This is a genomic window from Pseudomonas sp. ABFPK, from assembly GCF_001586765.1.
GTDB classification, from domain to species: Bacteria; Pseudomonadota; Gammaproteobacteria; order Pseudomonadales; family Pseudomonadaceae; genus Aquipseudomonas; species Aquipseudomonas asiatica.
The window spans coordinates 29,129-49,408 of record NZ_LQXW01000005.1; the positions used below are offsets into that span (position 1 = coordinate 29,129).

Consider the following 20,280-nt stretch of genomic DNA (forward strand, 5'->3'; position numbering starts at 1 on the left):
AGCTAAAACGCCAGGCGGGGTGCATCCTGAATGAAAAGGGGTGTATGATGAGGCAGCCGGGAAATTTCCCGGCTTTTTTGCGTCTGCAAGGTTGATTGGCAAACCGCCAGTTGGCGGATTGGTCAGGTCGCAAGGCAATTCGAGGGTGTCGGGTACGGTGGCTGCGCTGGGATCAGTGCTGCCCGCTGCTGTGCGCGATACCGGCTTTACTGACGGCTCGCCTGCTGGCAAGCCGCCCGGACCAGAGGGGAAATGGCGTAATGGCAACGGTAGACCGCTGGCTGCTGCCAGATGGCATCGAGGAAGTACTGCCACCTGAGGCCGCGCGAATCGAGATCGCGCGCCGCCAGGTGTTGGACCTGTTCCAGAGTTGGGGCTACGAGCTGGTCGTCACCCCGCATATCGAGTACCTGGAGTCGCTGCTCACCGGCGCCGGCCAGGACCTGGATCAGCGCACCTTCAAGGTAGTAGACCCGCAGTCCGGTCGCCTGATGGGCTTCCGCGCCGACTTCACCCCGCAAGTGGCGCGCATTGACGCCCACACCCTGCGCCGTGAAGGCCCGAGCCGCCTGTGCTATGCCGGCAGCGTGCTGCACGCCCAGCCGCGTGCCCTGTCCACCTCGCGCAGCCCGATCCAGCTGGGTGCCGAGCTGTACGGCGATGCCAGCCCCACCAGCGATGTCGAAGTCATCAGCCTGATGCTCGCCACGCTGCAGCTGACCGATGTGCCGGATGTGCACATGGACCTGGGCCACGTCGGTATCTACCGCGGCCTGGCCCGTGCTGCCGGCCTGTCCGGCGCGGTCGAGCAGCAGCTGTTCGACGCCCTGCAGCGCAAGGCCGTGGATGAGGTTCAGGTGCTGACCGCCGACCTGCCGAAGGACCTGGGCAACATGCTGCGCGCGCTGGTGGAACTGTGCGGTGGTCGCGAAGTGCTGGCCGAAGCCCGTGTGCGCCTGGGCCGAGCCCCGGCCAGCGTGCTGGCGGCGCTGGACGACCTGCTGGCGATCGCCGATCGCCTGGCGTCGCGCTTCCCGGACCTGCCGCTGTACTTCGACCTCGGCGAGCTGCGCGGTTACCACTATCACACAGGCGTGGTGTTCGCCGTGTTCGTGCCGGGCGAAGGCCAATCGATCGCCCAGGGCGGGCGCTATGACGACATCGGCGCCGATTTCGGCCGGGCCCGCCCGGCCACCGGTTTCTCCACGGATTTGAAGACCCTGGTCACACTGGGGCGAGCGGAGGTCGTATTGCCAACTGGCGGCATCTGGATGCCGGACAGTGGCGACGCGGCCCTCTGGCAGCAAGTCTGCCAGTTGCGCAACGAGGGCCAGCGTGTGGTCCAGGCCCTGCCTGGCCAACCGTTGAGTGCTGCTCTCGAGGCGGATTGTGATCGGCAATTGATTCAGCAAGACGGGCGCTGGCAGGTTCTGCCGCTGGCCCAGTGAGTTTCTGCGCCGGCAGTAGGCCGGCAACCAAGTTTGCGTGAATGAGGACCAATGTAATGGGTAAGAATGTCGTCGTCCTGGGCACCCAGTGGGGTGATGAGGGCAAAGGCAAGATCGTCGATCTGCTGACCGAACATGCTGCCGCCGTAGTGCGCTACCAGGGTGGCCACAACGCGGGTCACACCCTGGTGATCAACGGTGAAAAGACCGTTCTGCACCTGATTCCGTCCGGCATCCTGCGTGAAGGCGTACAGTGCCTGATCGGCAACGGCGTGGTCGTTGCCCCGGATGCCCTGATGCGTGAAATCACCAAGCTGGAAGAGAAGGGCGTACCGGTGCGTGAGCGTCTGCGCATCAGCCCGGCTGCACCGCTGATCCTGTCGTACCACGTTGCCCTGGACCAGGCCCGCGAAAAAGCCCGCGGCGAAGCCAAGATCGGTACCACCGGCCGCGGTATCGGCCCAGCCTACGAAGACAAGGTCGCACGCCGCGGCCTGCGCGTGGGCGACCTGTTCCACCGCGAGCGTTTCGCCGCCAAGCTGGGTGAGCTGCTGGACTACCACAACTTCCAGCTGGTGAACTACTACAAAGAGCCGGCCATCGACTTCCAGCAGACCCTGGACGAATGCATGGCCTACGCCGAACAGCTCAAGCCGATGATGCTCGACGTCACTGCCGAGCTGCACAACCTGCGTCGCGCCGGCAAGGACATCATGTTCGAAGGCGCCCAGGGCTCGCTGCTGGACATCGACCACGGTACCTACCCGTACGTCACCAGCTCCAACACCACCGCTGGCGGTATCTCCACTGGTTCTGGCGTTGGCCCGATGTACCTGGACTACATCCTGGGTATCACCAAGGCCTACACCACTCGCGTAGGTTCCGGTCCGTTCCCGACCGAACTGTTCGACGAGACTGGCGCTACCCTGGCCAAGCGTGGCCATGAGTTCGGCTCCACCACCGGCCGTGCGCGCCGTTGCGGCTGGTTCGATGCCGTGATCCTGCGTCGCGCCATCGACGTCAACAGCATTTCGGGCATCTGCCTGACCAAGCTGGACGTACTGGATGGCCTGGAAACCATCAACATCTGCGTTGGCTACAAGAACGAGAACGGTGCCGTCATCGACGCGCCTTCCGATGCCGACAGCTACATCGGCCTGGAGCCGGTGTACGAAGAGATGCCAGGCTGGAGCGAGTCGACCCTGGGCGTGAAAACCCTGGAAGATCTGCCAGCCAACGCTCGCGCCTACATCAAGCGCATCGAAGCGCTGATCGGCGCGCCGATCGACATCATCTCCACCGGCCCGGACCGCAACGAGACCATCGTTCTGCGTCATCCGTTCGCCTGATCTGCCTTCCAGGCTGATCTGACGCCGTGGCCCTGAAAGGGGCTGCGGCGTTTTCATTTGTGGGGTATGCCTGTCCCGGCCCTTTCGCGGGTAAACCCGCTCCCACAGGTACCGCAAAGTCCTCAGGACCTGCGCGGTCCATGTGGGAGCGGGTTCACCCGCGAAGAGGCCCGTGCGGGCAACCTCATTGCTAGACCTTGGCACATTTCCCTGCTGACCCCGGCACAACCCTTGCTGTAAGAAGTTTCTGAAGATGCCATCAAAATAGTGGCGCCAGAAAACACGAGGGTTACACCGTGTCTGCCATCCTCTCACTGTTACGAAGCCGCCTTTTGCGGCCTGTGTTTGTTGCCCTTGGTATCGCTCTTTTGGTGCAGGTGCTGGTCGCCGTTGCGCTTACCCGAAGCACGGTCACCGCCCTGGAAGCCGACCTGGGTGAACGCCTGGGCAATGACAGCCGCCAACTCGCCAGTGAGTTGGAGCAAGCCGGGCAAGATGTGCGCTCAGGCCTCGACGGCCTCTCCAGCAGCACCCGCCAGCGCTTGAGCGCAGGTTTGTCGGCGCGCCTGCAAAGCGAGCAGCAGCAGCTGCGCAGCACGCTGGAGAAGAACCTCAAGGATTCCGCCAACGATATGGCCGAGCTGCTGGCGTCGGTCGCACCGCGGGCGATATGGGACAACGACGTGCCGGTGCTCTCCGACTTCGCGCGCCGCGCCCAGCGCAACCCCAACGTGCTGTTTGTGGTTTACGACGACGCTCAGGGCCAGCACCTTACCCGCTACCTGAACCGGCAGAACCCGATCAACCAGGCGTTGATGGAAAAAGGTCAGGGCGAGCGTGCGCTGGACAAGGTGATCGACGCGGCACGGCGGGACCCGGCGGTGTACTTCGTCGAGGCCTCGATCAGCCCCAATGGTGCGGAAATCGGCAAGGTGGTGATGGGTGTTTCCACGGCTGGCATCGACCAGGAGCTCAAGGCGCTCGACCAGCGCTTCGCCGCCCTTATCACCAGTGGCGAGCAACTGGTCGGTGACAGCCTGGTCGGTGCTGCGGCCGAGAGTGGCAACACCCTGCGCGAGCGTTTGGAAAAGGCCCAGGGCAGCGCCGCCGCGATGCAGGCCAATACAGCACAGACGGTTCGCGATGCTGCTGCAGAGCTGCGTTGGCGCATCGGCCTGGGGCTGGTGCTGGTCGGCCTGGGGGTGCTGCTGGTGGTAGCCGTGGTGCTTGGCCGGCGGGTGTTGAGCAAGCTGCGCCTGCTGATCGCTGCACTCGACGACCTCGCTGCCGGTGAAGGCGACCTGACCAAGCGCGTGCTGCTCGACAGCCGCGATGAAATCGGCGACATGGCCTCGGCGGTGAACCGCTTTGTCGACAAGCTGCAGCCCATCGTGCGCGAGGCCGGCGAGGTGGCGCAGCGTACCGGCGTTGAGATTGGCGCAATGGCCCAGCGCAATGCCGGCGCCGATGCTGCCGCTGCGCTGCAACGCGATGAAGTGGCGGCCAGCCTGCGCGACCTGTCGAGCATGGCCGACGAGGCCCAGGCTGAAAGCCACGCGATGCAGGCAGCCCTGCAGCAGGTGGTGGATATCCGCCAGGCAACTGACGAGAACAGCCGCACATCAACCCAGCTAGCCGGTATGATCGAGAACCTGGCCGGGCAGGTGGAGGCCGGCTCCCAGGTGATCGAGCGCCTGGCCAAGCAGAGCGAGCAGATCGAAGTGGTGCTGACGGTTATCCACGGCATCGCCGAACAGACCAACCTGCTGGCCTTGAACGCGGCCATCGAAGCCGCCCGTGCTGGCGAAACCGGGCGCGGGTTTGCCGTGGTGGCCGATGAGGTGCGGGCGCTGGCGAGCAAGACGCAAAGTTCCACGGGAGATATCCAGGCGCATATCGCCGCGCTGCAAAAGGGCGCCAAGGAAGCCGTCGCCACCATCAGCCAGGCGGGTCTCAAGGCCAGCGAAGGCTTGCTGGTGCTGCGTGACAACGAGCGCCGCCAGCAGTCGGTGCAGGCAGCGGTGGAGCAGGTGCATGCAGCCATCGGTCTGGCCACCCGAGCGGCCGAGCAGCAGGCGAGCGGGGCGCAGGCAGTGCGTGGACGGGTGGAAACCATACACGCCCAGGCCGAACGCTCGGCCGAGGTGGTGATGCAGACAACGGCCAGTAGCAAGGTGCTGGATGACCTGGCGGCACAGCTGCGTGCCAGCCTGGGCCAATTCAGAGCTTGATGCGGTCCCTGTAGGAGCGGCCTTGTGTCGCGAAAGGGCTGCGCAGCAGCCCCGGGATATCTGCTTGAATGCTGAAATTGCCGGGGCCGCTGCGCAGCCCTTTCGCGACACAAGGCCGCTCCTACAGCGAGTCATGTTGCTAAGCTGTCGGCGACACATGACAAAGGGAGTTGCTCATGTCCGCCCAACTGGTCGCCGCCAAGGCATGCCTGGATTTTCTCCACACTGACAGCGTGCAGCTGACGGTACCGCTGACCGCCCTGCAAGCCTACTGCGCCATGACCTCGGACGTCCCCGGCTGGCTGGCCTTGGCTTTTCACATTCGCGACTTCATCTCACGTCGTTTCAATGTCGCCGATATCCACGGCTTCACTCGCCGCGATCCAGAGCATGTACCAGCCGTCGGCGAGGGTCTGGACTTCTTCACTGTCGAGGCCATCAGCGACCAGCAACTGGTGCTGACCTCGCGCGATACGCACTTGGCCGTCATGGTCTGCATGGATGTGTCGACAGGGGAGTGCGGCTTCCCGCAGTTGAACGTGACCACCTCGGTGAAGTGCTTCAACACCTTTGGGCGTTTGTACATGGTACCGGTTGGATGGGTTCATGGCGTGATCGTGCGGCGGATGCTGAGCAACTTGCAGGGCCATCGTTTCGAGCGTCGATAAGCAGCAGATTCTTACCTGATAAACCAGAATTTTTACCTGATGTTGTAGGTAATTTCCCAAAGTTTGCTTTGGTTGGTGCGTGCTATTGCGTGGCTTGGCGCCGGGAACTAGTGTCAACCGGGCCTTGAGGCGACAGCGCTAAACCGCCGTGCGCTTTTCAGGCACAACCGCAAGACGACAATGTCAGAGCGTTGTCGTTATCAGCCCAAACATTACCAGGGAGAGGTAAGCATGGCTTTCGATGCTTATATTCAAATCAACGAAATCGCTGGTGAGGCGCTGGACGAGCAGTTCACTAACTGGATCGAGATCGCTGGCTATAAGTTTGGTGCCAACCAGAGCACCTCTGCCACCGCCAGTTCTGCGGGCGGCGCATCATCAGGTCGCACCACCCTCACCAACTTCTCTTTCACCAAGCACCTGGACAGCGCCAGCTGCAAGCTGCTGGAAGCCAGCTGTGCCGGCCAGCACCTGAAAGAAGTGAAGTTGGTGCTGTGTCGTGCGGGTGGCGACAAGCTCAAATACTACGAGGTCGTCCTCGAAGAAGTGATCATCGCTGACTACACCCAGAGCGCCAGTGCCGGCGTGCCGATCGAGGTGGTGCAACTGAACTATGGCCGTATCAAGACCACTTACACACGGCAGAAGCGCCTCGACGGCAGTGCCGGCGGCAATGTGACCGGCGGCTGGGATCGCATCAGCAACAAGAAATATGCGTGAGGTGCGACCATGTCCGAGGCACGTAGCTTCATCAATCCCCAGGCACAATCCTATGAGTCGTTGAAGGCCGGCACGCCGATGTCGGCCAATCAGCGGGCCAAGTTTGATGTGTTGAATGCGCATATCGTCAATAGCGTGGTTGTCGGAGGGGAGCTGGTGATTGTTGGAGATCCCAGTACCCCATCGTGTACGAGCCATGAAGCATATTTGATGGCAGAGGCGGCGGGGATACACCATCAGCTTGAGATCAATGGCGCTGGGGTGGATGACTTCTTTCTGGATAACTATGAGATGTTGAAAGGCTTGCTCTCTCATACCTCCATGGGGGCAGGCGTTGTGAGCGATGGTTGGAGCAGATACCTCGATGCGATCAAGAGGACGTTGGAAGAAATCGAGATATTACATCGGGAGTATTTGAAAAACGGCACGCTAAAAGCGCGTGACGAATTTTATGCCAAGAGAATGGCATTGTTTATGAAGTTGGAAGGGCAGTTGAACAACATGGCTGCGTATGGTTCGGGCCTGAAAAATAAGGGATCGGTGAAAAGAGCGCTCGAGATATCTACCAAGAGCTACCTACATACAGGTGAGATTGCTGGATATGCCGAAAAGATTGCTGGCGTCTCGAAAGCGGCAAGTCTGATTAAGAAGGGCACTTATATCGGCTTGGGGCTCGACGTGGCTTCAACAGGGTTAAGTATCCATCATGCATGTACCTTTGGACGCTCTGAAGATTGCAGAAAGGCCAAGTATGTGGAAGGAGTCTCTCTGGTCGGCAGTACGGGGGGCTCGATCGCGGGCGGGTCGATTGGTGGATTTCTAGGGGGAACTGGATGCGTACTTTTACTCGGAGTGACGACAGGCGGTCCGGGGGCCCTCGCGTGTACTGTCATTGGAGGCGCCGTGGGTGGTGCTGCAGGCGGTTCGGTCGTAGGTGATATCGGTGAGATGTTTGGTGAGTTGTTATATGAGGTGACGCAATGATTGGCTTCGACGCCAGGTGGTTAGGTCTTCCTTTAATGATGGCTATGTTCATGGTCATATTTATATGGGTTTATATTTCAGTTCGCTATGTGAGTTACATAGAGTCGTTGCTTTCTAATAGTTCAATGGTTTCGGGTAATAAAAAGATTTTTGGTCAGGCGGGTTTGGTGGGTAAAGTGATGCGTACCGGCTCCGCATCCGTAATGTTGTCGATGAGGGCGATTTGCATTCGTAAAGGCCTTTTGGATCTTCAGGATGTAAAGAAATTTCCTGGTGGTTTGCGCCGTATGCTTGTGGGCTTGTGGTTTGTTCATGTCGCTATTTTTTTGTCGCTCATAGGTCTTTGGAGTTGGTTGAAATTGGAAGGCTATTAATTTGGTGTGTGGGTAGGCGAGTTTGCGCCGATCGCGGGCAGCACGGTGCCGGCGGCGGTGGAGCAAGTGCAATCTCCAGGCGCAATCGTATGAGTCGCTGAAGGCCGGCACGCCGATGTCGGCCAATCAGCGGGTCAAGTTTGATGTGTTGAATGCGCATATTGCCAATAGCGTCGTTTTCCCTGGCGAACTCGTGATCGTGGGTGATCCAAGCACCCCCTCCTGCACTAGTCATGAAGCTTTTCTCATGGGTAAGGCGGCTGGGATACACCTTGATATCGAGTTGAACGGAGGGGGAATCGATGGATTCTTCCTAGAGAACTATGACCTGTTGCAGAGCTTGTTGACCCGTGCGTCTATAGGTGCAGGTCCAGCCAGTGATGCCTGGAACAAGCATCTTGAAGCTATCAAGAAAACGCTAGAGGAGATTGATCAACTGCATCACAGCAGGTGCAGGGGCTGTCGCTTGCGTGGTGCTCGGCGGGGTGGCTGGAGGTAGTGTAGGTGGGGCGTTAGAAGAAATGGGTGGCGAGTTTCTTGGAGAAGTTTTATATGAGGTGCTGTAATGACCAATGTGCAGGTCGCGGTGCTCGGAGTGTGTTTGTTTGCATCACCATTTTTAATGTTTGGAACGTGGATTGTAATTGCATACCGCTTCCTTGATAAGGTCGAGGCAAGCTTCTCAAATAGTCCCATGGTTGTGGGAAACAAAGCAATGTATGCCCGTGCTGGTATGCTTGGGCAGATTATGCGTTTGGGGTCAGTTTCCGCGATGCTATCAATGAAGGGTTTTTGCATTCGCAAAGGTATGTTGGACAGTGAAGATGTCCGCAATGCCCCTCAAAGCCTTAAAAAACTACTGGTTTGGTTATGGCATGCTCACGTGCTGCTTTTTGTCTTGCTGGCTATGTTCTGTGTTTGGATAAGGTTTCTGAGATGACGGGTGTATATTAATGAAATCGGGTTGGTCACCAGTCTGGACCCGTTCTCCGCCTTATTCAAATACATCCGTATAGTCAGCAAATACACCGGTAACCCGATGCCACGATCAACAACGCCGCATAAGGCTCCGCCGCCGCGAAACAGCAGTTGCTTAGCGGGGTGGCGTTGAGCGCACGTTATCGCGGGCAGTATTTACAAGCATAGACGCCAGGGGGCGTAACAGACATGCTGGAGAACGAAACCTTCAATCGACTCGGAACCAATCATAAAATATCGGCGTGCATCTACAATCTGATCCTCGGCGCAGTACTGCTGTGGGGCTTCTTCGTCAACTGGTATCTGGTAATCACGGTGCCGCCCGATATTGTTCGGTCCATCCCCATGATGCTGTTCCTGGTTGGCTACTTGATCACCGCGCTAGCGGGTGTCGCGATCATCTTCAAATCTGAAAAGCCGTTGTACAGTTTCCTCGGCTACAACCTAATCGTGATTCCGGTCGGGTTGCTGCTTGTCATCGTCCTCCCAAAGTACTCACATGAAAACATCGTGAATGCCTTGCAGGCGACCGTCTTGCTAACCGTTACCATGATGTTGCTGGGGTCTGTATTCCCCCGCTTCTTCAAGCGCATCAAGGCGTCATTATGCATAGCTTTGATAGCTGTGATCTTCGTTGAATTGGCGCAGGTTTGGTTATTCGGTATCCATCTCGGGGTAATGGATTGGATCACTGCACTGATCTTCTGTGGCTATATCGGGGTTGATTGGGGGCGTGCGAACCAGATTGAGCGTACCGTGGATAATGCAATAGACAGCGCTGCATCGCTGTATCTAGACATTATCAATCTGTTTCTGCGGGTCTTGCGGATCATGTCCAAGAAGTGAGTTGCCCAGCTGGCTTAATGCCCAGGCCGCATGGCGGCCTGGGCAAGCTTTCAAGCCTTGTTCAAATACATCCGCGTAGTCAGCAGATAAACCGGCAACCCCGACACTACGATCAGCAACGCCGCATAAGGCGCTGCCGCCGCGAACTCGACGTTGGCCGTGTGCGCCCACACCTCGGTGGCCAGGGTGGTCATGCCGGTCGGGCTGAGCAGCAAGGTAGCTGTCAGTTCCTTCATGGCATCCAGGAACACCAGGGCAAAGGCTGCCGCCATGGCCGGGAAGATGATCGGCAGGGTCACCCGGCAGAACGCGGCAAAGCTGCTCGCGCCCAAGGTTCGTGCCGCTTCCTCCAGGGTAGGTGAAGCCTTGTTCAGTGCGGTGCGCACCGGCGACTGCGCCAGCGGCAGGAACAGTAGCGCATAGGCCAGCAGCAACAGTGCCGTGGTCTGGTACAGCGCCGGCACGTAATGCAGGGCGAAGAACACCAGGGTCAGGGCAATCACCAGGCCGGGCAGGGCGTGCAACAGGTATGGCAGGCGCTCGGCCCAGATTGCCAGGCGGCCCTTGTAGCGCACCACCAGGAAGCTGATTGGCAGGGCTAGCAACACGCAGAAACCGGCCCCCCCCAGCGACACCGATAACGAGGTGAACAGCGCCTTGGAAATGGCTGCCACAGGGAATGCCGCCGATGAACCCACGCTCAACCAGTAGCCGAGCATGGCCAGCGGAATACCGCTGCCCAACACCGCCAGGCCCACGCAGAACAGTTGCGCCAGCACTGCCCAGCCACGCAGCCGCACCGGATGGGCTCGCCGCGCCACACCTTGGCCGATGCGCACATGACGGGCTTTGCCGCGTACCCGCAGTTCAAGCCACAGCATCACCAGGCACATCGCCAACAGTACGGCGGACAGCATGGCTGCGTTGGCATTGCTGAACTCCAGTTCGAACTGCTGGTAAATCGCCGTGGTGAAGGTTTGCAAGCCGAGGATCGACAAGGCGCCGAACTCCACCAGCATGTGCAGGGCGATCAGCAGCGCGCCGCCCAGCATCGATGGCCATAGCAGCGGCAGGGTGACCTTGATGAATCCACCCCAGCGGCTGCAACCCAGCGTACGTGCCGATTCCTCCAGCGAGGTATCGAGGTTGCGCAGGGTCGCGGCCACCGGCAGGAACACCAGTGGGTACTTGGACAGGGCCATGACCATGATCGCCCCGCCCAGCCCTTCGAAGTCCGAACTCAGCGACACCCAGGTGAAGCTGCTGACGAACGACGGCACGGCGAACGGCAGGCACAGCACCACGCCCCACAGCCGACGGCCGGCCAGGTTGCTGCGCTCAAGCAGCCAGGCCAGGGCCAGGCCGACTACCATGCAGGTCAGCGTCACCCCGACCATCAGCATCAGGGTGTTGCGCATGAGGCCCCAGACAAACGGCCGCCACAGCAGGTGCAGGGCTTCGCGCCAGCCGGCCTCCCAGGCTTTCATGGCAACGTACAGCAAAGGCAGCAAGCTCATCGCTACCAGGAACAGCACAGGCAGCACCACCCAGACAGAGGGGCGCTTGCGGCGCGGTACGAAGCGTACCGGCACCGGCTCGGACAGGGCGGCAGTCATCAGAGCAGGCCGACCTCGCGCTCAAGCTCGATCGCTTCCTCGGCATTGCCCAGGTCGGCTGGTGAGATCTTCGGTGGGCGCAGGTCTTCGAACGGCTTCAGGCCACGGTCGGAGACCATGCCTTTGTGCAGCGGGTACTCGGCAGTGGTCTGGGTGATCACGCGCTGGCCTTCTTCGCTGGCCATCCAGTTGAGCAGGGCCTGGGCTTCTTTCGGGTGCTTGCTGGCCTTGACCACGGCTGCGCCGGAAATGGTGACCAGGTTGCCGGCGTCGCCATCGGCCAGGTAGTAGAGCTTGGTGTCCAGCTTGCCGCGCTCGCGCTCAAGCGCATACCAGTAGTAGTTGTTCACCAGTACCGCAGCCACTTCGCCTTTTTCCACGGCTTTGAGGGCGACCATGTTGTTGGTGTAGGTCTTGCCGAATGCCTTCAGGCCGGTTAGCCATTCTTCGGTGGCTTCTCGCCCGTGCATCTTCAGGATAGCCACGGCCTGTTCCTGGAAGGCGCCGCTGGTGGGTACATAGCCGACACGGCCTTCCCACTCGGGGTTGGCAAAGTCCATCACTGTGGTCGGCAGGTCTTTCTCGTCGACCTTCTTCGGGTTGAACACGACGATGCGCGTACGGGCGGTAATGCCCATCCAGGTGCCGTTGGCGCCAACGTACTCCTTGGGCATCATGTTCGCGGTGGCGTCGTCGATCTTCGCCAGCAGGCCCAGTTCGCCCAGGTTGTTCAGGGGAGGGGACTCTTCGGTATAGATGATGTCGGCCGGCGAGCGTTCGCCTTCCTCGATGATCTGGCTGGCCAGCTGGTTGCTGCTGCCCTTGCGGATATCGATGTGGATGCCGGTCTTGGCCTCGTAGGCCTTGGCGATGGCCTCGCCGATTTCCTTGTGCTGACCGTTGTACATGGTCAGGGTGACCGGTGCGTCTGCCATGGCGGCCGGAGCGCCGATGGCCAGGCTCAGCACGGCGGCGGCCAAGGTACGCATCAGCGGTTGCGGGCGGATCGTCATGCGGGTACTTCCTCGCTTACGGCTACATATTTGGAAACAATGGTAAACGAAATCGTTTCTCAAGTGGCTGGGTGACGAGAAATTCATGGTCAGACCATGGTGCAAGAGTCTGAAGGTGTGTTGGCTGTGCTGGCCTCTTCGCGGGTAAACCCGCTCCCACAGGTGCATCACAGGTCTTGAGGGGAGTGAAATACCTGTGGGAGCGGCTTTAGCCGCGAAGAGGCCAGCACAGGTTTGCACCTATGACCGAAAAGAGGAGGGATACAAAAATCGCAGGCAAGAAAAAACCCACTAGCAAGCTAGTGGGTTTTTGTATGGTGCCCAGGAGAAGACTCGAACTTCCACGACCGTTAAGTCACTGATACCTGAAACCAGCGCGTCTACCAATTCCGCCACCTGGGCAAAGCTTTACATCATCTGGAGAAGGCGACTATCGTTCGCTTTCACACAGTAGTAACAGATCCTTGGTCATCTGTTACTTGAAAATATTTGGTGCCCAGGAGAAGACTCGAACTTCCACGGCCGTTAAGCCACTGATACCTGAAACCAGCGCGTCTACCAATTCCGCCACCTGGGCACACATTCGAGATTACTTGATGCTTTACAGCGCCGCTCATCTCTACTACAACTTCGGGGTTGTCCGTCGTTGTGGTGCGCACTATACGGACGGTCCGGGGGGCTGTAAACCCCCCAAGCAAAAAAAATTTCAAAAAATTCAACTTGTTGATTCCGCAGGCCTATTCGTCCTCGCCAGACACGCCGGTGGGGCTGTCCAAGGCTGACATTTCCGGTTTCAATACGCCTATGCCAGAATTCCTATCTATATACCCCAAGGTGAACCCCTTCTGATGGCCGATTGGCAATCCCTCGATCCCGAGGCCGCTCGCGAAGCGGAAAAATACGACAACCCCATTCCCAGCCGTGAGCTGATCCTGCAGCGCCTCGCCGACCGTGGCGAACCGGCCGCACGCGAGGAGCTGGCGGCCGAGTTCGGTCTTTACGACGAAGACCAGATCGAAGCCCTGCGCCGCCGCCTGCGTGCAATGGAGCGCGATGGCCAGCTTATCTATACCCGGCGCGGCACTTATGCCCCGGTAGACAAGCTGGACCTGATCTGCGGCCGCGTCTCCGGTCACCGCGACGGCTTCGGCTTCCTTATTCCGGACGACGGCAGCGAAGACCTGTTCCTCAGCCCGTCGCAAATGCGCCTGGTGTTCGACGGTGACCGCGGCCTGGCCCGCGTCTCTGGCGTCGACCGCCGTGGCCGCCGTGAAGGCGTGCTGGTCGAAATCATCTCCCGCGCCCACGAAAGCGTGGTCGGCCGTTACTTCGAAGAAGGCGGTATCGGCTACGTGACCCCGGACAACCCGAAGATCCAGCAGGAAGTGCTGGTCACTGCCGGGCGCAACGGCGGTGCCAAGATCGGCCAGTTCGTCGAGATCAAGATCACCCACTGGCCGACCCCGCGCTTCCAGCCGCAAGGCGATGTGGTCGAGGTCATCGGCAACTACATGGCGCCGGGCATGGAAATCGACGTTGCCCTGCGCAGCTACGATATCCCGCACGTCTGGCCCAAAGAGGTGATCAAGGAAGCGCGCAAGTTCCGCTCCGAAGTCGAAGAGAAGGACAAGGAGAAGCGCGTCGACCTGCGCCACCTGCCGTTCGTCACCATCGACGGCGAGGACGCCCGCGACTTCGACGATGCCGTCTATTGCGAGCCGCTGGGCAAGCTGCGCCTGTTCTCCGGTGGCTGGCGCCTGTATGTGGCCATTGCCGACGTGTCCAGCTATGTGCGCCTGGGTTCGGCCCTGGACGTCGAGGCCCAGCAGCGCGGCAACTCGGTGTACTTCCCCGAGCGCGTGGTACCGATGCTCCCCGAAGAGCTGTCCAACGGCCTGTGCTCGCTGAACCCGCATGTCGATCGCCTGGCCATGGTCTGCGAAATGACCATGAACAAAGCCGGCCAGATGGTCGACTACCAGTTCTACGAAGGCGTCATCCACTCCCACGCCCGCCTGACCTACAACAAGGTCAGCAGCATGCTCGAGCACTCCCGCACCCGTGAGGGCAAGGCGCTGCGCGAGGAGTACAAGGCAGTCGTCCCGGACCTGAAGAACCTGTACAACCTGTACAAGGTGCTGGTGGAGGCCCGTCACACCCGTGGCGCGATCGACTTCGAGACCCAGGAAACCCGCATCATCTTCGGTGACGAGCGCAAGATCGCGGAAATCCGCCCGACCGTGCGCAACGACGCCCACAAGCTGATCGAAGAATGCATGCTGGCGGCCAACGTGGCCACCGCCGAATTCCTGCAGAAGCATGGGGTGCCGGCCCTGTACCGCGTGCACGACGGCCCGCCGCCGGAGCGTCTGGAAAAGCTGCGCGCCTTCCTGGGCGAACTGGGCCTGACCCTGCACAAGGGCAAGGACCCGTCGCCGAAGGATTACCAGGCACTGCTGGCGAGCATCGCCGGGCGCCCGGACTTCCACCTGATCCAGACCGTGATGCTGCGTTCGCTGAGCCAGGCGGTGTACAGCACCGACAACAACGGCCACTTCGGCCTGAACTACGAGGCGTACACCCACTTCACCTCGCCGATCCGTCGCTACCCGGACCTGCTGGTGCACCGCGCCATCCGCAGCATCATCCGTTCCAGGGTCGACACCCCGCACGTCAAGCGTGCTGGCGCCATGAGCATTCCCAAGGCGCGTATCTACCCGTACGACGAGAACACCCTCGAGCAGCTCGGCGAGCAGTGCTCGATGACCGAGCGCCGGGCCGATGAAGCCACCCGTGACGTGGTCAACTGGCTCAAGTGTGAGTTCATGAAGGACCGCGTCGGCGAAACCTTCCCGGGTGTGATCACTGCGGTAACCGGTTTCGGCCTGTTCGTCGAGCTGACCGATATCTATGTGGAAGGCCTGGTGCACGTCAGTGCGCTGCCGGGTGACTACTACCACTTCGACCCGGTGCACCACCGCCTGTCTGGCGAGCGTACCGGTCGCAGCTTCCGCCTGGGCGACACGATCGAGGTCAAGGTCATGCGCGTCGACCTGGACGAACGCAAGATCGACTTCGAAGTGTCGGAAAAGACCCTCGCCGCCCCGATCGGCCGCAAGCAGCGTGGTGCCGCACCGGCTGCCGGCCAGGCCGAGCAGGCCCCGGTCGAGGCCAAGGCCACGCCGAAGCCGCGCAGCCGCAAGAGCGAGACCGCCGAGGCGTACTTCCCGAAAGACGCTGTGCAGCGTAACGCCGAAGTGCGCAAGAGCCGCGAAATGAAGAAGGCGCTGATGAGCGAGGCGCGCAGTGGCGGCCATGCCAGCAGCAAGTCGGACAAGGGCGGCAAGGCCTCCGGCAAGCCGACCAAGCACCGTAAAGGCCCGTCGAAGTCCGGCGCGCCACGCAAGAGCAAGAGCAAGTCATGAGTCAGCTGGAAAAGATCTACGGCGTGCACGCCGTGCAGGCATTGCTGCAGCACCATCCGAAGCGGGTCAAGCAGATCTGGCTGTCGGAAGGGCGCAGCGAGCCTCGCCTGCAGGCGTTGCTGGCGCTGGCTGCGGAAAATCGCGTGGCGGTCGGCCAGGCCGAGCGTCGTGAGATGGATGCCTGGGTAGAAGGCGTGCACCAGGGTGTGGTCGCCGAGGTGAGCCCGAGCCAGGTCTGGGGCGAGTTGATGCTCGAGGAGTTGCTCGAACGCACCGAAACACCCCCGCTGATCCTGGTGCTGGATGGCGTGACCGACCCGCACAACCTTGGCGCCTGCCTGCGTACCGCCGATGCCGCCGGTGCCACGGCAGTGGTGGTGCCCAAGGACAAGTCCGCAACCCTGACGCCGGTCGTGCGCAAGGTGGCCTGCGGCGCGGCGGAGGTGATCCCGCTGGTGGCGGTGACCAACCTGGCGCGTACCCTGGAAAAACTGCAGCAGCGTGGCCTGTGGGTGGTAGGTACCGCCGGCGAGGCCGAGCAGGAGATCTACCAGCAGGACCTGACCGGGCCGCTGGTGATGATCATGGGCGCGGAAGGCAAGGGCATGCGCCGGTTGACCCGCGAGCATTGCGATTTCCTGGTTAAGTTGCCGATGGGCGGTAGTGTCAGCAGCCTGAACGTGTCGGTGGCGACTGGCGTGTGCCTGTTCGAGGCTGTGCGTCAGCGTCAGGCCAAGCGCTGATCTTCGGCCTGTACCGGCCTCTTCGCGGGTAAACCCGCTCCCACAGGGATCGCACAAGGCCTAAGCCATGTGGGGTATCTGTGGGAGCGGGTTTACCCGCGAAAGGGCCGGCAGTCTGTAATGTGTTTCAGGCTGTTCAAATATTCACCAATCACCTTGCTTGTACGCCTCGCCTTCTCTACAATTGCGCCCCTTGCCGAGCTGGCAGGCGCGCATGTGCCTCCCCTCCGTGCAAGACATACAGTGTCATTCACTCCTTGTCTGACCAGATTCGCTGGCAGACTACTAACCCGTAAGGAGCATTCATGCGTCATTACGAAATCATCTTCCTGGTTCACCCGGACCAGAGCGAGCAAGTCGGCGGCATGGTTGAGCGTTACACCAAGCTGATCGAAGAAGATGGTGGCAAGATCCACCGCCTGGAAGACTGGGGCCGTCGTCAACTGGCCTACGCAATCAACAATGTTCACAAGGCTCACTACGTGATGCTGAACGTTGAGTGCACCGGCAAGGCCCTGGCCGAGCTGGAAGACAACTTCCGCTACAACGATGCCGTTATCCGTAACCTGGTCATCCGTCGTGACGAAGCCGTTACCGGTCAGTCCGAGATGCTGAAGGCTGAAGAAAACCGCAGCGAGCGCCGTGAGCGTCGTGAGCGTCCTGAGCATGCTGAATCCGCCGACGGCGACGACAGCAATGACAGCGACTCCAGCGATAACGCTGACGAGTAATCCACGGACCTTTAGAGGAGCCTATTAAATGGCACGTTTCTTCCGTCGTCGTAAATTCTGCCGCTTCACTGCTGAAGACGTGAAAGAGATCGACTTCAAAGATCTCAACACCCTGAAAGCTTACGTATCCGAAACCGGCAAGATCGTTCCAAGCCGTATCACCGGTACCAAAGCTCGTTATCAGCGTCAGCTGGCTACCGCTATCAAGCGCGCCCGCTTCCTGGCCCTGCTGCCCTACACCGACAGCCACGGCCGCTGAGACCGGGTCGTCGACAAGCAGTAAGGGATTAGCATGCGAGCGTTAGCAAGTTTCATCATGCGCGGTCGTGTGCAGGCCACCCTGGTGGTGGTCATCAGCGCGGTACTGCCGCTGCTGTTCTGGTTGAGTGCCGCTGCCGGCAGCCTTGTGCTGCTGCGGCGTGGGTTCAAGGATGCTACAACGGTCATCGCCGGCGGCCTGCTGGCCGGGCTGGCCGTGTGGGTCATGGGCGATCCCATCACCTTTCTGGTGATCGCGGGTGCCCTGGGCTTGGCTGCGCTATTGCGCGCCGAGCATCCCTGGAGCCGGGTGTTGCTGGTCAGTGCCGTGTTCGCCGTGGCTTTCAGCCTCGTGCTCGATCTGGCGCTGGCGCAAACCTTCGATGTACTGGCCAAGGCCTTTGCCGAAGCCATGCCGAAAATCGAGGGGCAGCCGGTGCTCTCCGGTGAGCTGATCCGCCCTGTGCTGGTCGCTTCCACAGCAGTGACGGTGCAATTGTTCAGTGTGCTGGCCTTGGTGCTGGCGCGCTACTGGCAGGCGGCGTTGTACAACCCTGGAGGCTTCGGTCGCGAGTTTCGCGCCCTGAAGTTGCCGAAACAGACCATGGCGGTCTTGGTGGCAGTGATGCTGGTGGCCCCGTTCATCGGGCCGCAGTTCATCGTCCTGGCATCGGCCTCGAGCCTGGTACTGGTACTGGCCGGCATCGCCTTGATGCATGGGCTGGTGGCACAGGGTCGACTGGCCGGGTTCTGGCTGGTGGGCATGTACGTGACGCTGCCGCTGATCATGCAGCTGATTTATCCGTTGCTGGTGGTTCTGGCCATTGTCGACAGCCTGATTGATTTTCGCGGTCGCAAGTCCCCCAAGGGGAATGACTCCGCGAACGGTGAAGGTTAAAAGTTAAGAGGTTTTACCAAATGGAACTGATCCTGCTGGAAAAAGTCGCTAACCTGGGCAACCTGGGCGACAAAGTAAAAGTTAAGGCTGGTTACGGCCGTAACTTCCTGCTGCCATTCGGCAAGGCCACCGTTGCCAACGCCGCCAACCTGGCTGCGTTCGAAGAGCGTCGCGCCGAGCTGGAAAAAGCAGCTGCTGACAAGAAAGCTTCGGCTGAAAGCCGCGCTGCCCAACTGGCCGAGCTGGAAGTGACCATCACTGCCACCGCTGGCGATGAAGGCAAGCTGTTCGGTTCGATCGGCACCCACGACATCGCTGACGCCCTGACCGCCTCTGGCGTTGAAGTGGCCAAGGCTGAAGTTCGTCTGCCGAACGGCACCATCCGTCAGGTTGGCGAATACGACGTAGCCGTGCACCTGCACAGCGACGTTGAAGCCACCGTACGCGTGGTCGTCGTAGCTGCCTAAGCTGCGCTGACTGTCTGGCTCCTTGTGGGGCAGGCGGTTAACATCGGGCACGGTCCTGTTTTCGACAGGCCGTGCCCTTTGTCTTTTTCATCCTCCAGAATTCTTTCGTGGCCATGAACGAGATCACCACTTCCGAACAGCTTGACCTGCAAACCGCAGCCCTGAAGGTGCCGCCGCATTCCATCGAGGCCGAACAGGCCGTGCTCGGTGGCCTGATGCTGGACAACAACGCCTGGGAGCGGGTGCTGGACCAGGTATCGGATGGCGACTTCTACCGGCATGACCACCGCCTGATCTTCCGTGCCGTGCACAAGTTGGCCGACGCCAACCAGCCATTCGACGTGGTGACCCTGCACGAGCAGTTGGACAAGGAAGGCCTTTCTTCGCAAGTCGGTGGGTTGGCTTACCTGGCCGAGCTGGCCAAGAACACCCCGTCGGTAGCCAACATCAAGGCCTATGCCGCGATCATTCGCGAGCGTGCCACCCTGCGCCAGCTGATCAGCATCAGTACCGATATCGCCGACAATGCGTTCAACCCGCAAGGGCGCAACGCCGAAGAAATTCTCGACGACGCCGAGCGGCAGATCTTCCAGATCGCCGAGGCTCGCCCGAAAACCGGCGGCCCGGTTGGGGTCAACGAACTGTTGACCATGGCCATCGACCGCATCGACACGCTGTTCAACTCCGACAGTGACATCACCGGCGTATCCACCGGCTTCACCGACCTCGACGAGAAGACCAGCGGCCTGCAGCCAGCCGACCTGATCATCGTCGCCGGCCGACCGTCGATGGGTAAGACCACTTTCGCCATGAACCTGGTGGAAAACGCCGTACTGCGTACCGACAAGGCGGTACTGGTGTTCTCCCTCGAGATGCCAGGTGAATCGCTGATCATGCGTATGCTCTCGTCCCTTGGCCGTATCGACCAGACCAAAGTGCGTTCCGGCCAGTTGGACGACGATGACTGGCCGCGCCTGACCTCGGCTGTGAACCTGCTCAACGACCGCAAGCTGTTCATCGACGATACCGCCGGCATCAGCCCCTCGGAAATGCGCGCCCGTACCCGCCGCCTGGCCCGCGAGCATGGCGAAATCGCCATGATCATGGTCGACTACCTGCAGCTGATGCAGATCCCGGGTTCGGCCGGCGACAACCGGACCAACGAAATTTCCGAGATCTCCCGCTCGCTCAAGGCCCTTGCCAAGGAATTCAACTGCCCGGTCATCGCCCTGTCGCAGCTGAACCGCTCCCTGGAACAACGCCCGAACAAACGCCCGGTGAACTCCGACTTGCGTGAATCCGGTGCGATCGAGCAGGACGCCGACGTGATCATGTTCGTGTACCGCGACGAGGTGTACCACCCCGAGACCGAGCACAAGGGCGTGGCGGAAATCATCATCGGTAAACAGCGTAACGGCCCCATCGGCTTCGTGCGCCTGGCGTTCATCGGCAAGTACACCCGCTTCGAGAACCTTGCGCCGGGCATGTACAACTTCGACGACGACGAATAAGCCACCGGCCTCATCGCCGG

General features: G+C 60.5%; 18 protein-coding genes, 2 tRNA genes and 2 pseudogenes. 18 read left to right on the forward strand and 4 right to left on the reverse strand.

The window, feature by feature from the left end; translation table 11 throughout:
• The first annotated feature begins 260 nt into the window (after positions 1-260).
• From WM94_RS04925 to WM94_RS04970, 11 genes and pseudogenes are all read left to right on the forward strand, one after another.
• Complete coding sequence (locus WM94_RS04925; protein WP_013974431.1) at positions 261-1,448, forward strand: ATP phosphoribosyltransferase regulatory subunit; 1,188 nt, start codon at positions 261-263, stop codon at positions 1,446-1,448.
• A gap of 56 nt (positions 1,449-1,504) precedes the next feature.
• Positions 1,505-2,797, forward strand: a complete 1,293-nt coding sequence (locus WM94_RS04930) for an adenylosuccinate synthase (RefSeq protein WP_061550605.1) — start codon at positions 1,505-1,507, stop codon at positions 2,795-2,797.
• A gap of 1,112 nt (positions 2,798-3,909) precedes the next feature.
• Positions 3,910-4,122: pseudogene (locus WM94_RS31060) on the forward strand (methyl-accepting chemotaxis protein); the annotation flags it as partial.
• A 201-nt stretch (positions 4,123-4,323) separates the two neighbouring features.
• Positions 4,324-5,028, forward strand: a complete 705-nt coding sequence (locus WM94_RS31065; protein WP_371264016.1) for a methyl-accepting chemotaxis protein — start codon at positions 4,324-4,326, stop codon at positions 5,026-5,028.
• 176 nt (positions 5,029-5,204) lie between these two features.
• Complete coding sequence (locus WM94_RS04940) at positions 5,205-5,696, forward strand: DUF2867 domain-containing protein (RefSeq protein WP_061550607.1); 492 nt, start codon at positions 5,205-5,207, stop codon at positions 5,694-5,696.
• A gap of 231 nt (positions 5,697-5,927) precedes the next feature.
• A complete protein-coding gene (locus WM94_RS04945; protein WP_039613522.1) occupies positions 5,928-6,416 on the forward strand; it encodes a type VI secretion system tube protein Hcp in 489 nt (162 codons plus the stop codon).
• Positions 6,417-6,425: 9 nt separating this feature from the next.
• Entirely contained in the window at positions 6,426-7,400 is a 975-nt protein-coding gene (locus WM94_RS04950) for a hypothetical protein (protein ID WP_061550608.1), read from the forward strand.
• A complete protein-coding gene (locus tag WM94_RS04955; RefSeq protein WP_061550609.1) occupies positions 7,397-7,774 on the forward strand; it encodes a hypothetical protein in 378 nt (125 codons plus the stop codon). Before WM94_RS04950 ends, WM94_RS04955 begins: the two co-directional genes overlap by 4 nt.
• A 115-nt stretch (positions 7,775-7,889) precedes the next feature.
• Positions 7,890-8,216: pseudogene (locus WM94_RS30685) on the forward strand (hypothetical protein); the annotation flags it as partial.
• Between the two features lie 123 nt (positions 8,217-8,339).
• Positions 8,340-8,714 (forward strand): hypothetical protein, encoded by a 375-nt coding sequence (locus WM94_RS04965; RefSeq protein ID WP_013974425.1) that lies wholly within the window; start codon positions 8,340-8,342, stop codon positions 8,712-8,714.
• Between the two features lie 227 nt (positions 8,715-8,941).
• Positions 8,942-9,598, forward strand: coding sequence for a Bax inhibitor-1 family protein (locus WM94_RS04970; RefSeq protein WP_013974424.1), 657 nt, complete (start codon positions 8,942-8,944; stop codon positions 9,596-9,598).
• 50 nt (positions 9,599-9,648) lie between these two features.
• On the opposite strand, the gene WM94_RS04975 is transcribed toward WM94_RS04970, so the two are convergent.
• The 4 genes from WM94_RS04975 to WM94_RS04990 all read right to left on the reverse strand — a co-directional run bounded on the left by WM94_RS04975 (position 9,649) and on the right by WM94_RS04990 (position 12,804).
• The gene (locus WM94_RS04975) at positions 9,649-11,214 is read right to left on the reverse strand and encodes an iron ABC transporter permease (RefSeq protein ID WP_061550611.1); all 1,566 of its coding nucleotides are present in this window, start codon (positions 11,212-11,214) and stop codon (positions 9,649-9,651) included.
• Complete coding sequence (locus tag WM94_RS04980; protein WP_013974422.1) at positions 11,214-12,227, reverse strand: extracellular solute-binding protein; 1,014 nt, start codon at positions 12,225-12,227, stop codon at positions 11,214-11,216. The genes WM94_RS04975 and WM94_RS04980 overlap by 1 nt, the downstream gene beginning before the upstream one ends.
• A gap of 315 nt (positions 12,228-12,542) precedes the next feature.
• Positions 12,543-12,629: transfer RNA gene (locus WM94_RS04985), tRNA-Leu, on the reverse strand.
• 88 nt (positions 12,630-12,717) lie between these two features.
• A tRNA-Leu gene (locus WM94_RS04990) sits at positions 12,718-12,804 on the reverse strand.
• Positions 12,805-13,075: 271 nt separating this feature from the next.
• Between WM94_RS04990 and rnr the strand changes: the two genes are divergently transcribed.
• The 7 genes from rnr (at position 13,076) to dnaB (ending at position 20,260) form a co-directional block, all read left to right on the forward strand.
• Entirely contained in the window at positions 13,076-15,652 is a 2,577-nt protein-coding gene (rnr, locus tag WM94_RS04995; RefSeq protein WP_015271993.1) for a ribonuclease R, read from the forward strand.
• Positions 15,649-16,395 (forward strand): 23S rRNA (guanosine(2251)-2'-O)-methyltransferase RlmB, encoded by a 747-nt coding sequence (gene rlmB / locus WM94_RS05000; protein ID WP_003259007.1) that lies wholly within the window; start codon positions 15,649-15,651, stop codon positions 16,393-16,395. Before rnr ends, rlmB begins: the two co-directional genes overlap by 4 nt.
• 305 nt (positions 16,396-16,700) lie before the next feature.
• Positions 16,701-17,126 (forward strand): 30S ribosomal protein S6, encoded by a 426-nt coding sequence (gene rpsF, locus WM94_RS05005; RefSeq protein WP_013974420.1) that lies wholly within the window; start codon positions 16,701-16,703, stop codon positions 17,124-17,126.
• A 28-nt stretch (positions 17,127-17,154) separates the two neighbouring features.
• Positions 17,155-17,385, forward strand: a complete 231-nt coding sequence (gene rpsR, locus WM94_RS05010; RefSeq protein ID WP_003249563.1) for a 30S ribosomal protein S18 — start codon at positions 17,155-17,157, stop codon at positions 17,383-17,385.
• A 33-nt stretch (positions 17,386-17,418) separates the two neighbouring features.
• The gene (locus tag WM94_RS05015; protein WP_061550612.1) at positions 17,419-18,282 is read left to right on the forward strand and encodes a hypothetical protein; all 864 of its coding nucleotides are present in this window, start codon (positions 17,419-17,421) and stop codon (positions 18,280-18,282) included.
• Positions 18,283-18,302: 20 nt separating this feature from the next.
• Positions 18,303-18,749, forward strand: coding sequence for a 50S ribosomal protein L9 (gene rplI / locus WM94_RS05020; protein ID WP_003249568.1), 447 nt, complete (start codon positions 18,303-18,305; stop codon positions 18,747-18,749).
• A 113-nt stretch (positions 18,750-18,862) separates the two neighbouring features.
• Positions 18,863-20,260 carry a replicative DNA helicase gene (dnaB, locus tag WM94_RS05025; protein WP_015271992.1) on the forward strand — a complete coding sequence of 466 codons (1,398 nt, stop codon included), beginning with the start codon at positions 18,863-18,865 and terminating at the stop codon, positions 20,258-20,260.
• The last annotated feature ends 20 nt before the right edge of the window (positions 20,261-20,280 follow it).